The following is a 13,782-nucleotide window of genomic DNA, read 5'->3' on the forward strand; positions in this document are numbered from 1 at the left end:
AGATCAGATGAGCCGGACCATTGCTGGGCAAAAGGAAGAGCCGTCTAATACGGAAAATCAGGAAGTTTATCAACAGCTTTATAATCTGCTCATGTCTATCCATCAGTATTTGGAAAAGAATCAAGGAAGTGAGCAGCAATACCAGCAGCTGGACCAGCTTTTTGATAAGCTTGGACAGAGAGCTACTGACAAGAAAGAGCTGCTCAAGGAAATCTTGGCCTTCCAGCAGTCACTCGTCCATCCTGAGGGGGCAAGCGACTCTGATTCTCAGCATAGGGAAGATGATGACTATCACTTTAATCTGCAGGATATGGTCGGAGCGGATGAGCAAGGCTATCGGGTAGCCCATCTGGACCACGAGCATTATATTTACAAGAAAGACTTATCAGAAGCTGAGCGCCAAGCAGCAGATGCCTATGCGGTGCAAAAAGGCTTCCTGAAAGCATCAGCTCAACAACCTGCTTCTGGTCAGCCATCCAGCAGCAGTGCTCCAGAAACTGCGCAAACTAGCAATCTACCTTCCGAATCTGCCACTGGAGAAGCAGCTCAAAACCAATCTGACAAACCAGCAGAAGCTTCGACAGCTGCAAACCCAACTGGTCAATCAAGCTTAGCAGCGAGTTTTGGCATGACAGAGGAAGCATTCAACCAGAAATTGCAGGAGCTTTCTCAGCTCTACGGAGTCAGCCCAGAGACTTTCAGCTATAATCCAGAAAGCAGAAGCATCAGCTTTACAGGAGCTGACGGCCAACTGAAGACTGTTCAGATTAGCTAAGCTTACATTTTGATGTAAAACAAGAATAAAACGAATGATGAAGACCGAGCCAAGTCTAAGATATCATTCGTTTTTGATTTTCACAACCCTATACTTATTTGATTGATATTGTGTTAAAATAAACAGAGACTGATAGATGAAAAAATTATCATCATGACAGAAAAAGAACTACCTATTAAAGAGTATCTTAGAGTAAAAAAAGAAGCTATTTATAGCCGCCTTATATTCTTGATAACGGCGGTTACAGGAGCTATTCTGTCCTTTATTTTGGTCTATTAAAGATCTAGGAATCTAATCTTTGAAAATGTTTCAATTGGCTTAGTTGTGTTTGCAGGTATTGTTATATCAAGGCCGTATTGGGCAAAAAAGAAACAATACGAGACCCAGTATCCAGAATTGAAAGGAATGTCTACAAGAGGTGCTGAAGCTTCTGGGAATTTTTTGGGAAGACATCTGATTGTATATCCAGCCATTCTTGTTTATATGGTTTGGGCCATTTTCGCTTCTTATCATCTGTTCAAAATCAGGAGATAGTAGATATTGATCTTCCGGCGATTAGTACAGAAACTGAGTATAGTTTAGATTTTCCAAAATCAGATAGTTCAGCGAGTACTGGAGACAGTCAAGGAGACAATCAATTAGATGCTTCGTCAATCATACAAAATGAAAGTGGGGAGTAGACATAGATAAACTTATAATTTGAAAGTTGGGTTAAGGTATTGATTTCTAAAAAAATTAAGAATATTTAAGTAGTGAAATTTGAAGCATAAAAAAAGAAACGAGAGAAAAATGACCAAAGAAGAATTCATACGATGAATTTTTATCTGCGATTGAACGTCAAGGCTATTATGAAAAAAAAATCCAAGTGTCTATAAGCCTGGGACTAATAAAATTGAGCAAGTTGAGGGAATTTTTAGAATAAATCAATGGAGTAAATAAATGAAGACATATAGACTAAAAACAGATACTGAGTGGGATATTACGAGGTATAAAAAAGCCATTGAAAATCACAGAAAAGTAGATGCTTTCTTAGGTATTGATCCCGAGTATAGAATTGGTCACCGCGATTCATATTATCAAGATATTACGGATACCCATATTTTGATAGAATACAGCCTTTATCCAATTTATGTAGAGGGAGATTTTGATATTCCAGATTGAACTTTTTAATATTTTAAAGGAATTAGCTTCTAGTCAGGATATTATACATTTATATCAAGTTGTATCATTTATAAAAAAACAAGAAGATTTACTGGAAGAATATGGTACTTTACCTTTTATCGTTGATGTGGAGAACATAGTACCTATAGTTCTTGAAAGTATTTATAATCTTCCTATTGAGAAAAAGGTTGATTATTACCGTAATATTTGTAATTTAATTGATTCTATGGAGTTTTTCAAAAACTGTGATAAAGACAAAGTAGAATATATTGTTAATGAGCAAAAGAAAGAGGAAAATAAGAATAGAAGAAAAATTAAATCAGTTGCAGAAGTATGGCCAATTGTACTAGACGTTACAAGTATTGATGCTATGGGTGTTTCAGATGACCATCTAGAGTTGTTGTTGATTGACAAAAACAAATGGATAGAGTCTCTGGAAGAAGAACATCTTTTGAAACTTCAAGAAAAACTCAACAACTATATCTACTCCCTCGAAAGCAAGCAATATGTGGAGAGATATGGCGATAGCTTTGACAAGAAAGTCATCCATATCACTTTCCAATATTCTCCATCTGTTAATGGACTAGCCTTTCTCGCTGCTGTACAGAAAGTGTTACAACCCACAGATATGAGCTTGAAGGTAGAATTGCCATAGTGAGAAAAAACCACAGAAATACTTTGTGAACTTCTGTGGTTTCTTTTTTTACTCTTGATAGGTAACAATGCCGATGATGGTATCGACAGCGCGTTCCATGGTTTCTAGGCTGACATATTCAAAACGTCCGTGCATATTCTCACCACCTGCAAAGAGGTTGGGAGTCGGGATGCCCATAAAGGAAATTTTAGATCCATCAGTTCCTCCACGGATAGGCTCGATGACAGGCTGGATATCCAGACTTTCCATGACTGCTTTGGCGATATGGATAGGTGTCATGTCCTTTTCAATGACCTGTTTCATGTTGTAATACTGGTCTTTGAGGGTCAGGATAACGCGCTCGCTGCCCAACTCTTGGTTCATCTTATCAGCAGTAGCCTGCATAGCAGCTTTGCGATTTTCAAAAGCCTCTGTCTCAAAGTCGCGGACAATATAGCTAGCATGGGCTTCTTCGACAGTACCTGTCAGGTTCATCAGGTGGTAGAAGCCTTGGTAGCCCTCGGTCTTCTCTGGTCGGTCGGCTTCTGGCAGCTGGTTGTGGAAGTCAATAGCCAGCTGGAGAGCGTTAACCATCTGGTCTTTAGCAGTTCCCGGATGGACATTGCGGCCTTGGAAGGTCAGCTCTGCTCCAGCAGCGCTAAAGGTTTCGTACTGGAGTTCTCCTAGAGGGCCACCATCTACTGTGTAGGCAAAGTCCACATTAAAGTCTTCAGCGTCAAACTTATCAGCCCCGATACCGATTTCTTCGTCTGGTCCAAAGCCAACTCGGATTTCTCCATGCTTGATTTCTGGATGGGCAGACAGGTATTCGATAGCCGTCATGATTTCAGCAATACCTGACTTGTCATCTGCTCCCAAAAGAGTTGTTCCATCAGTCGTAATCAGAGTTTGGCCCTTGTATTTATGGAGACTGGCAAAGTCCGCAGGATCTAAGTTAAAGCCAGATTGCCCCAGCGGAATCACACCGCCGTCATAATTCTCAATGACCTGCGGCTGAATGTTTTCTGCGTTGAAGTCCGCCGTATCCATGTGGGAAATAAAGCCAATCTTGCGGGTAAAGCTTGGGTCATTGGCTGGCAGAGTTCCAATCGCAAAGCCGTTGGGCAGGTAGTAGACATTTTCCAAGCCAACCCGCTTCATTTCAGGAATGAGGACATTGTTGGCAAAGTCCACCTGACTCTGGGTGCTGGGTGTAGTTGTAGATGTCTCGTCTGAGCGCGTGTTGACCTTGACATAAGTCAGGAAACGCTCTAAAAGATTAGGATATTTCATAAATGCTCCTTTTTCATTTCATTTAAATCTATTTTAGCATATTCAGGGGAGAGTGAGAAATGTTTTTCGTTTCTTTAGGGCAAAGGTAAAATCTAGCAATTAGTTTTATATCTTGTCAAAATCTGGTAAACTATATCTATGCAAATGGAAAAAACAATCAGCAAAGCTGTGATTTTGGGGGCTTCGGGAGGTATAGGTCGTCAGTTGGCTAGAGAACTGGCTCAAAGGACAGACCAGATGGTCTTGGTTGGCAGAGATGAAGCGAAGCTCACTCAGTTGCAAGAGGACTTGTCTGGAGTTAGAGCTAAGCCTTCCTGCAGAGTTTTGGATTTGCTGGATGCGGCTGCGGTAGACGATTTTGCTCAGCAGCTAGAGGCAGATCTACTGATTAATTGCTGCGGTCTAGCTAATTTTGGTCCAGCGCTATCTCTTTCGGAAGCAGATGAAAATGCCCTCTGGCAGGTTAATTATCAGGCACCGATTCGGCTGATGAAGCAAGTCGCAGAGCGCAATCGCAAGATAAGATTTGTCCAACTTTCCTCTCTGGCAGCGCTTTGTCCCCATCCTTATCTGGCGGCTTACAGCGCTAGCAAGGCCGCTTTGCAGACTTACTGTCTAGCCTTGCAAGAAGAGATGCGCCTCAAAGGCTCTGAAATGAGAGTTTGTCTTTATATACTGGGACCGGTTCAGACCTCTATCTTCCCTCCAGAGCTGCAGGATGCTTTGGGTGGAAGTCAGTTGCAGATGAGCCCGGAGATAGCAGCACGACGCATCATCAGACTGCTCCAGCAAGGCCGTTCTTATGCGATAGTTGGCAAGAGATATCAACTACTGGCTTGGCTCATGAAGCTACTTCCGCAACGATGGATTATCCGTTTGATTGGCGCTTATCTACGAAAGGGGCTTTGATTATGAAACTTATTTTTTTCCTGCTGGCTGCTGCTTACCTGCTTCTCTTTATCTTGCGTTGGCTCTTGTCTTTGGCTTATTTGAAAAAAGGGCAGAGCTCTTCATCAGACTTTCAAGAGGAGCTTTATACGGTGGTTCAGCCCATCCTATCTGGTGATCCTCGTTTGGAAAATGATTTATTAGCCAATCTCCAACAGACTGAAGCAGTTGAGTTTTACTGGCTGATTGATCAGTCTGACCCAGAGGCTCAGCGAGTGGCTGACAAGATTTGTCAAAATCCTTCTTATGCCCAGCGCATTCGCATTTTTCTCATGGAGGATGTCCCCCAGGGGATTAATCCTAAGAGTTATAAGATTGAGCAGATTATAGATGAGCTGACTCGACCATATCTGATTGTTCTCGATGACGATAGTGTCATTGATTTTTCAAAAATGGGAGAATTGACAGATTATCTGGGTGAGAATGTTATTTTGACAGGCATTCCCTATAATCAGGAGCGAAGTAATTTCTGGTCCAAGCTAGTAGCTGCTTTTGTCAATGGAAATTCTTTCATTACCTATTTTACCATGGCTGAAGTCAAAGCCAACCACTCGATTAATGGAATGTTCTACATCCTGCCACTTGAACTGGCTAGGGAGCAGAAGCTCTTCAGTGCTATAAAAGATTATTTGTGTGATGATTTGGCTGTAGCGGATTTTCTGCGCAGCAAGGGAGTTGAGATTATCCAGACGCGGGTGACCTGTAATGTTCGGACTACTATCAAAGATGCCAAGCAATATTTGCTGCAAATGAAGCGTTGGCTGCTTTTTAGCTCTATCTATCTGAAAGAGCACTTGGACTGGAAGGTTATTATTTTAATTGCTCTGCCTAGTTTTTTGCCTCTTCCTGCCTTGCTTATTAGTTTCTTTCTTGGCTGGCCTTTTGTGCTGCTGGCTTTGCTTTTGCTCTTGTTCAAAGCGGTTTGGATGCTGGCTTATCGTCGCCTTATCCTAACTGCTCGGCCGCATCCTGATGAGGTGTTTTACGAGGTACTGAATGACTTACTCTTGCCTTGGCTTTTCCTCTATGTCTTGCTCAGTCCGCGGGTGATTAACTGGCGGGGAAGAAAGATTCGAGTGACGGATGGGAAAATCCGCTATGAGTAAGATGAAGCAGTACTTGGATAAGTTGGATGCTTTGTCGCCAGACCAAACCTTGTTAAAATCTAGCAAAGTCTTGCTTTTTCTCAGTGGCAGCAGTCATTTGGAGAGCGCTAGTCTGACTTCAGGACAACTTGAGTTTCTTGAGCAGATTTGTCCACCAGATTTCTCAGTGGTGCCAAGCAATTTTCCGTTTAACCAGGGATTTGAGCACGGGAGACAAACCCAAGTTGCCTTGTTAGCAGCTTCCATTTCCAATATCCGTTATTATTGGTATACTCTCTATAATTCTCGCTTTCAGGAGGCTTTGCAACGGCATTTATCTCCTTTACTGGATGCTGAGGAGGCTGTCATTATCTGCAAAAGCTCGGGACTCAATATGCTGACCCAGTGGCTGGAGGGCTTGGGTGAGGAAAATCTGCCGATCAGACTGAGAGTGATTGCGCTGGGGCCTGTTTCACGGAGACTCCTAAATCGCAAGGATATTGACTTGCTGGTCATCAAGGGCAGGAAGGATATATACAGCAGATGTCTTGATAGCCATCCAGCAGATGTGATGGTGTATAGCAATCATTTTGATTATGAATACAGGGAAGATGTGAAAGGATTAGTTGATGAATGGATTAGACAAAGTGATAAAGATTGATGTGATTAGTGTGCCATTTAGTGGCCACCTGCTGCCTACTTTGACCTTAGTCAAGCCTCTGCTGACGGATTCGCGTTTTCAAATTCGGGTTATCACTGGTTGCCAAAAGAAAGAGCTAGTAGAGGAAATCGGTTTTGACTGTCTAGCCCTCTTTCCAGAAAGACCGACAGTGATGGAGGACATCGCCAACACCCCGCAGCAAAGCAATCCTTTGATTACCTATCAGCAGTTTCTAGCCAATTCTAGACTCATTCCAGAAGTTATAGACGAATTAAATCGAATTTGGCAAGAGGACGGTAAACCGGATTTGGTCATAGCAGATTTTGTTGCTTCACCAGCGGGCCTGATTTCTGATCGCTTTGGCATCCCCTGGATAACCACGATTCCGAGTCCGGTTGCGATTGAATGCCGGACGACAACGCCGACCTATTTGGGAGGATGGAAACCTCATCAGGGTGTCTTATACAAGTTCAGAGATGCCTTGGGCAGGCATGCTATTCGCTGTGGAAAGAAAATGGCCTTTGCTTTAGTCCGGAAAAGTTTGGGAGACTATCAAGATTTTAAACTCTATCGGGAAGACGGCTCAGAAGCTATTTATTCGCCTTACTCTATCTTAGCTTTGGGCATGAAAGAGCTGGAGTTTCGAGATGACTTTCCGCAGCACCTCCGCTGGGTTGGCTACAAATGCCTGTCCTTTGATCGCCTGCCTGCAGCCCATGAGTCTTATTTTGAGACCGATAAGAAGCGGGTTTTAGTGACTTGCGGTACGCATTTGAAATGGGAGAAGGAGCGCATGGTGGAGAGAGCGAAAAAGCTGAGTCAGCTCTACCCAGATTACCTCTTTTACGTCACCTTGGGAGAAGCTAGTGGCTTGGAGAATCCTCCGAACAGACTGGCGGAAAACCTGCTGCTCTTTGACTATCTGCCCTATACCGATATTCTGGATAAGATAGATTTTGCCATTCAGCACGCAGGAACGGGTATTATGATGGCCTGTATTGAGCATGAGATTCCCAGTCTCATTTTGCCGCAGGATTATGACCAGTTTGACAATGCCGTTCGTGCTGAGCTGGCCCAGGTGGGGCTGGTTGCTCGAAGAAAGAACGATGCAGAAGTGCTGCGCCTTTTTAAGGAATTGACAAATCGCACGGACTGGTCTCACTTGAAAACTCTTGCCCAGCAAAGCAAAGAATATCAGCCTACAGAGATTCTCTATCAAGAGCTGAGGCGGCTTTTGAAAGTTGATTTGTAAATTTAATTTATTGACGAATACAGCCTACAGTGAATAGCTGCTCGATTCTGATAAAAGATGTAGAGTTGAAACTGCCGATTTTGTAAAAAGGCTGATGAAGAAGAATAAAAGGAGAAAACCATGAGACTTTGGCACCAAGATTTAATTGAAAAACTTCCGCGCCAGCAGCTTTTAGGACAGCATCGAGAGTGTGCAGCCTTGCGTGGTCGAGGGTGGGGTAAGCCGCATGCGACGGTCAACTATGTTTTTGAGCACAGTCCTTATTACCTGTATGCTTATCACTTGCTGATTATGGAGGAGATGCAACAACGGGGCTATCAGCCGGATCCCGTTTGGCTGGATAAAGACTACCGTGGCAAGACCTGCCCACCCTACCAGGAGTTGCTAGCTGAGGAGCTCGAACATCCCATTTATCCGGAGCATGACGCAGCCTATCTGCAAGAATGCTTGGAAAATCTGAAAGAGAAGGGGATAGATATTGTCTGATTTCCAAGTGCCAAGACGGCATAGTATTAAGGTTATAGAACAAAAATAAGGAAGAGACAGTGCTCTTCCTTTTTGGCTTTTATGAGTTCAAAATAAACTTCTCAATAGCTGTAGCGACCCCATTTTCTTCACAACTGTCTGTGACAGCATGGGCAATGCTTTTGACATAGTCTGAAGCATTGCCCATGGCTACACCGAGGCCTGCATATTCCAGCATTTCGATGTCGTTGTTGGCATCACCGATTGCCATGATTTCTTGAGGATTGACGTCTAATTGTTTAGCCAGTCGCTCTAGGGCAAAGGCTTTGGTTACACCGGACGGCATAGCCTCGTAAATGACCGGCTGAGAGCGCACACCACTGAAACGCTGGCAGATTTCTTGGCCAAAGTCAGCTTCAAAAGCATCTACTTGCTCTTGGCTGCCTAAAAACATAGCTTGGAACATTCTGTGTTGACCGCTGCAAGCTTCTTCTAGGCTAATCTCGGTTGGAGTGGTGAAGACTAAGCTAGCATCGTTCACGACATAGGAACTGGCTTTTTCTCCGACGACGAAATAATGCTCCTCATCAAAGAGAGTCAGCTGGACAGGGCTATTTTCAGACAGACTATAGAGATAGCGAATATCCTGGCCGCTCAGCTCTTGCCAGTCTACCAGACCCCAGTCGCTGGTCTGATGAGTAGCGCAGCCATTGTCCACGATGACATATTCGTTTTCTTGTGCAAGGCCCAGCTTGTCATAATAAGGCTTGACGCCGACCAAGGGGCGACCTGTGCAGAGGACTAATTTAACCCCTTTATCAATGGCTTGGTGGATAGCCTCAATGTGAGCCTGAGGAATTTCTTTTTTGCTGTTGAGCAAGGTGCCGTCCATATCAAGTGCAAGAATTTTAATCATAAAGTGTCTCCAAAATTATTCTTTGACTAGTATAGCATAATTTACAGAGAAAGTCCGAGTCTATAGGAAAAATCACTGGTCTTGTGTTATAATAAATAGAATACCCTAAAAGGATGAGACAAATGAATTTAGAAGATTTGAAAAAACGTCAGGAGAAAATCCGCAATTTCTCCATCATTGCCCACATCGACCACGGGAAATCAACCTTGGCTGACCGGATTTTGGAGGCAACTGAAACGGTTTCCAGCAGGGAAATGCAGGCCCAACTCTTGGACAGCATGGACTTGGAGCGGGAGCGCGGTATCACCATTAAGCTCAATGCTATCGAGCTCAATTATACTGCCAAGGACGGTGAAACCTATATTTTCCACTTGATTGACACGCCGGGACACGTGGACTTTACCTATGAGGTATCGCGGTCGCTAGCGGCTTGTGAAGGGGCTATTTTGGTCGTGGATGCAGCTCAGGGGATTGAAGCTCAGACCTTGGCAAATGTCTATCTAGCGCTGGACAATGACTTGGAAATCCTGCCAGTTATTAATAAAATTGACCTGCCAGCTGCGGATCCAGAGCGGGTGCGGGCAGAAATTGAAGATGTGATTGGGTTGGATGCTAGCGAAGCCGTATTGGCTTCTGCCAAGGCTGGCATCGGAATTGAGGAAATTTTAGAGCAGATTGTGGAAAAAGTTCCAGCTCCGACTGGAAATGTAGAGGCACCGCTCAAGGCCTTGATTTTTGACTCTGTCTATGACGCCTATCGCGGGGTAATCCTGCAAGTGCGGGTTATGGACGGTGTGGTCAAACCGGGAGATACCATTCAGCTCATGAGCAATGGCAAGACCTTTGATGTGACTGAGGTCGGCATCTTTACGCCCAAGGCTATTGGCCGCGATTTCTTAGCGACAGGGGATGTTGGCTATATCGCAGCTTCTATCAAGACGGTACAGGATACTCGGGTCGGGGATACAGTGACCTTGGCGGACAATCCAGCTGCAGAGCCACTAGCTGGCTACAAGCAGATGAATCCTATGGTCTTCGCCGGTCTCTATCCTATCGAGTCCAATAAATACAATGACCTACGTGAGGCTCTTGAAAAGCTCCAGCTAAACGACGCCAGTCTGCAGTTTGAACCAGAAACATCACAGGCATTAGGATTTGGTTTCCGTTGTGGTTTCCTGGGTTTGCTGCACATGGATGTCATTCAAGAGCGCTTGGAGCGTGAGTTCAATATTGATTTGATTATGACGGCGCCATCCGTTATCTATAAGGTCAATATGACAGATGGTGCTTCAATTGATGTGTCCAATCCGAGCGAATTTCCAGACCCGACCAAGATTGATTCCATTGAAGAGCCTTATGTCAAGGCGCAGATTATGGTGCCTCAGGAATTTGTCGGAGCAGTGATGGAGTTGGCTCAGCGCAAGCGTGGTGACTTTGTGACCATGGACTATATCGATGATAATCGGGTCAATGTCATCTATCAAATCCCACTTGCTGAAATCGTCTTTGACTTCTTTGACAAGCTCAAGTCATCTACTCGTGGCTATGCTAGCTTTGACTATGAAATTTCTGAGTATCGCTCGTCCAAGCTGGTGAAGATGGATATTCTCCTCAATGGCGACAAGGTTGATGCTCTCAGCTTTATCGTTCACAAGGAATTTGCCTATGAGCGCGGTAAGCTGATTGTAGACAAGCTCAAAAAAATCATTCCTCGTCAGCAGTTTGAAGTACCCATTCAGGCCGCTATCGGACAGAAAATCGTGGCTCGGACAGACATCAAGGCTTTGCGTAAAAATGTCTTGGCCAAGTGTTATGGTGGTGACGTTTCTCGGAAGCGCAAACTCCTAGAAAAACAAAAAGCTGGTAAAAAACGCATGAAAGCTATCGGATCTGTCGAAGTCCCACAAGAGGCCTTCCTCAGCGTCCTGAGTATGGATGAGGAATAAAGTCTTATTTCTCTAGGTAATATATCCCAAAAGGAGAAAATCATGAAACGATCATATCTGCTTGGAGCAGTTCTGATATTAACTTCACTTACTCTTGCATCGTGTGCCAATTCTGGACAAAAGACTAGTCAATCTAGTTCTTCAACCAGTTCCAGTGCACAAGTGAAAAAGAAGTCTTCAAATTCTTCTTCTAAAAAAAGCAAGAACAAAACCAATCAAGAAACAAAACGTGTTGGTTCTCCAGAGTTTGGTTATATCAATATTCCAAGTAAATGGATTAAATTTTTTGATGCAGAGGTTGAGGGACTTATCCAATATACCGACGGTTCTGCTTATAATATCGTTACCATGAATGCTGTTTCCAAGGCAGAAGCTGAAGTAGCAGATGGTGAGACTTTCAATGCAGAAACAATTGCTCAGCATGTAGCCTATAATTGGAGTCAAAAAGATAATATTGAGAAGATGTGGGGCTCTAAAAGTACTGTCTCAGGAATAGAAGCCTTTCAAATAAACATCATTCTGAAATCGGGGCAATTTGCTAATACATTGGTTTTCCAAAAAGATGACAAAGTCTATATACTATCCTTTGAAGGCGACGAAGAAACTCTTGATGATTTCATTACAAACATGAAAGATACTTGGAGCCTTGATGGCAAGGGAGCAGTCAGCGAATAATAGTTTAAAAAACAAGAGGCCTATTTATTAAGTCTCTTGTTTTTTTTCAGTGTAGAAGCTAATTATGTTTCACAAATAGATAGTAACAAATCAGAAAAAACGTTCGACTACTATCAAATCTAAGTAAAAAGACTTACAAAAATTTGTAGGTCTTTTCTTGAAATCCGAACGTTAGAAAATCTTTTTTTGATTTTACTTGACATTTTCTGAAATAGGAATATGATAAAATGTGAACACTTTATAAGACAAATCTTGTACGTGTTCGAAAATAATAGAGCGTTGCATCCGTAAGTCAATTTGACACGGCTCTTAAAAAACAAAAGGAGAAAGAATGAATACTTATATCCAAAAGAAAATCGCAAACATGAAGCTGACGCTTTCTGAAATGTCTGGTGGCTACAAACGAATGGTGACTAGCATGAAGAAGCTCGGCTTTTCTGGTACCTTGAAGCTTATCTGGGACGATTTGTTTGCTCATCGCAGTCTAGGTCAATGGTTTTATCTCTTGATTCTAGGGAGTTTTCCGCTCTGGCTAGAGCTGATATATGAACATCGCATCGTGGATTGGACAGGGATGATTTGCAGTCTGACTGGGATTATCTGTGTAATCTTCGTTTCTGAAGGACGGGCTAGCAATTACCTCTTTGGTTTGATCAATTCTGTGATTTACTTGATTTTGGCTTTACAGAAAGGCTTCTATGGCGAGGTCCTGACGACTCTTTACTTTACCATCATGCAGCCAATTGGCCTCTTAGTGTGGATTTATCAAGGTCAGTTTAAGAAAGAAAAGCAAGAGTTTGTTGCTCGTAAGCTAGATGCTAAAGGATGGACAAAATATCTATCACTCAGTGTGCTTTGGTGGTTGGTCTTTGGTTTGATTTATCAGTCTGTGGGGGCTAATCGTCCTTATCGTGATTCAATCACGGATGCGACAAATGGAGTAGGGCAAATCTTGATGACGGCTGTTTATCGCGAACAGTGGATTTTCTGGGCAGCGACCAATATTTTTTCTATCTACCTCTGGTGGGGTGAAAGCCTTCAGATTCAAGGGAAATATTTGATTTATTTAATCAACAGTTTGGTCGGATGGTACCAGTGGAATAAGGCCGCTAAAAAAGCATAGTCCTATAAATGGAAAAAGAAATCGGATGCGACAATGTCTCTCTTTCCTTTCGTCCTAAAAATATGGTAAACTAGTATTAGTAAAATTTATTAGATTTAGGAAGGAATGACCATGAAAAAGAAGTACTTTCTGCTCTCCCTAACTATCTTAGCCGGTCTCTCTCTATCTTCCTGTAGCCTTATTAAGAGCTATAGCAGTCGGAAAGCATCTAATTCTTCCAGTCGAGTTTCCCTGAGAGATGACAGCGATACAAGTAGTAGCAGTCGTAAAGAAAAAGATTCGTCAAAGACTACTGGTACGCAGCGGGTTGGATCTGATGATTATGACTATATTAGTATTCCTGATAATTGGATTAAGTTTACAGATGTAGATGGTGGCGACAGTGTCCAGTATACGGATGGAAGTGGCTATAACATTGTCACGATGAACGCTTATACAAAAGAAAAAGCCAATATCGGAGAAGGTGAAGAATTCAACGCCGAAACCATTGCCCAACGGATTGCTTACCACTGGAAGGATAATAAGGAAGTCGATGATTTTTGGGGAGCAAAGAGTACTGTAGCCGGCAATGAAGCCTTTCAGATTAATGTTATTTTAAAATCCACTCAAAACTTAACGGTTTGGGTCTTCAAACAAGGCGATAAGGTCTATATGATGTCCTTTGAGGGCGATGAAGATACTCTGTATGAGTTTATCCCCTATATCGAAGATACATGGAGCGTCAGCAAGGACGGTGGAAAAAGCATTTAGCGACCGCATTTGATGATAACTCTCTAAGTTTATAAAAAGCAAATCTGGGACTCGTTCTCAGATTTTTTTGTGAGGTGGAATATGTCATATTTTTGTGA

11 protein-coding genes and 2 pseudogenes are annotated in these 13,782 nt (G+C 43.0%); 11 read left to right on the forward strand and 2 right to left on the reverse strand.

All coding sequences use genetic code 11. The features are described 5' to 3' along the window. Nucleotides 1–271 precede the first annotated feature (271 nt). Nucleotides 272–775 (forward strand): annotated as a pseudogene (locus MK370_RS11325) (pneumococcal-type histidine triad protein); the annotation flags it as partial. 939 nt (nt 776–1,714) lie between these two features. Continuing rightward, nucleotides 1,715–2,591: pseudogene (ifs, locus tag MK370_RS01385) on the forward strand (NAD glycohydrolase toxin immunity factor). Between the two features lie 48 nt (nt 2,592–2,639). On the opposite strand, the gene pepT reads toward ifs, so the two are convergent. After that, nucleotides 2,640–3,863, reverse strand: coding sequence for a peptidase T (gene pepT, locus MK370_RS01390; protein ID WP_268683840.1), 1,224 nt, complete (start codon nt 3,861–3,863; stop codon nt 2,640–2,642). A 138-nt stretch (nt 3,864–4,001) separates the two neighbouring features. Here pepT and MK370_RS01395 point away from each other — a divergent pair, with 138 nt between their 5' ends. The 5 genes from MK370_RS01395 to MK370_RS01415 all read left to right on the forward strand — a co-directional run bounded on the left by MK370_RS01395 (nt 4,002) and on the right by MK370_RS01415 (nt 8,295). Further along, nucleotides 4,002–4,772 (forward strand): SDR family NAD(P)-dependent oxidoreductase, encoded by a 771-nt coding sequence (locus MK370_RS01395; protein WP_268683841.1) that lies wholly within the window; start codon nt 4,002–4,004, stop codon nt 4,770–4,772. Between the two features lie 2 nt (nt 4,773–4,774). Beyond that, the gene (locus tag MK370_RS01400; protein WP_268683842.1) at nt 4,775–5,917 is read left to right on the forward strand and encodes a glycosyltransferase; all 1,143 of its coding nucleotides are present in this window, start codon (nt 4,775–4,777) and stop codon (nt 5,915–5,917) included. Beyond that, on the forward strand, nt 5,910–6,557 hold the full coding sequence (locus tag MK370_RS01405; protein ID WP_268683843.1) for a hypothetical protein: 648 nt from the start codon (nt 5,910–5,912) through the stop codon (nt 6,555–6,557). Before MK370_RS01400 ends, MK370_RS01405 begins: the two co-directional genes overlap by 8 nt. Further along, nucleotides 6,526–7,809, forward strand: a complete 1,284-nt coding sequence (locus MK370_RS01410; protein WP_268683844.1) for a glycosyltransferase — start codon at nt 6,526–6,528, stop codon at nt 7,807–7,809. Before MK370_RS01405 ends, MK370_RS01410 begins: the two co-directional genes overlap by 32 nt. A gap of 120 nt (nt 7,810–7,929) precedes the next feature. Next, on the forward strand, nt 7,930–8,295 hold the full coding sequence (locus tag MK370_RS01415) for a TIGR02328 family protein (RefSeq protein WP_268683845.1): 366 nt from the start codon (nt 7,930–7,932) through the stop codon (nt 8,293–8,295). 79 nt (nt 8,296–8,374) lie between these two features. Here MK370_RS01415 and MK370_RS01420 read toward each other — a convergent pair whose 3' ends face one another. After that, the gene (locus MK370_RS01420; RefSeq protein ID WP_268683846.1) at nt 8,375–9,190 is read right to left on the reverse strand and encodes a Cof-type HAD-IIB family hydrolase; all 816 of its coding nucleotides are present in this window, start codon (nt 9,188–9,190) and stop codon (nt 8,375–8,377) included. Nucleotides 9,191–9,312: 122 nt separating this feature from the next. Here MK370_RS01420 and lepA point away from each other — a divergent pair, with 122 nt between their 5' ends. From lepA to MK370_RS01440, 4 genes are all read left to right on the forward strand, one after another. Beyond that, on the forward strand, nt 9,313–11,136 hold the full coding sequence (gene lepA, locus MK370_RS01425; RefSeq protein ID WP_032908149.1) for a translation elongation factor 4: 1,824 nt from the start codon (nt 9,313–9,315) through the stop codon (nt 11,134–11,136). A 42-nt stretch (nt 11,137–11,178) separates the two neighbouring features. After that, nucleotides 11,179–11,811: a hypothetical protein gene (locus tag MK370_RS01430; protein WP_268683847.1), complete on the forward strand. Its 633-nt coding sequence runs from the start codon at nt 11,179–11,181 to the stop codon at nt 11,809–11,811. Between the two features lie 331 nt (nt 11,812–12,142). Further along, nucleotides 12,143–12,934 (forward strand): nicotinamide riboside transporter PnuC, encoded by a 792-nt coding sequence (gene pnuC, locus MK370_RS01435; protein ID WP_002900207.1) that lies wholly within the window; start codon nt 12,143–12,145, stop codon nt 12,932–12,934. Between the two features lie 105 nt (nt 12,935–13,039). Beyond that, complete coding sequence (locus MK370_RS01440) at nt 13,040–13,684, forward strand: hypothetical protein (RefSeq protein WP_268683848.1); 645 nt, start codon at nt 13,040–13,042, stop codon at nt 13,682–13,684. The last annotated feature ends 98 nt before the right edge of the window (nt 13,685–13,782 follow it).

This window comes from Streptococcus sanguinis (assembly GCF_026781265.1).
In the GTDB taxonomy this organism is placed as follows: domain Bacteria; phylum Bacillota; class Bacilli; order Lactobacillales; family Streptococcaceae; genus Streptococcus; species Streptococcus sanguinis_T.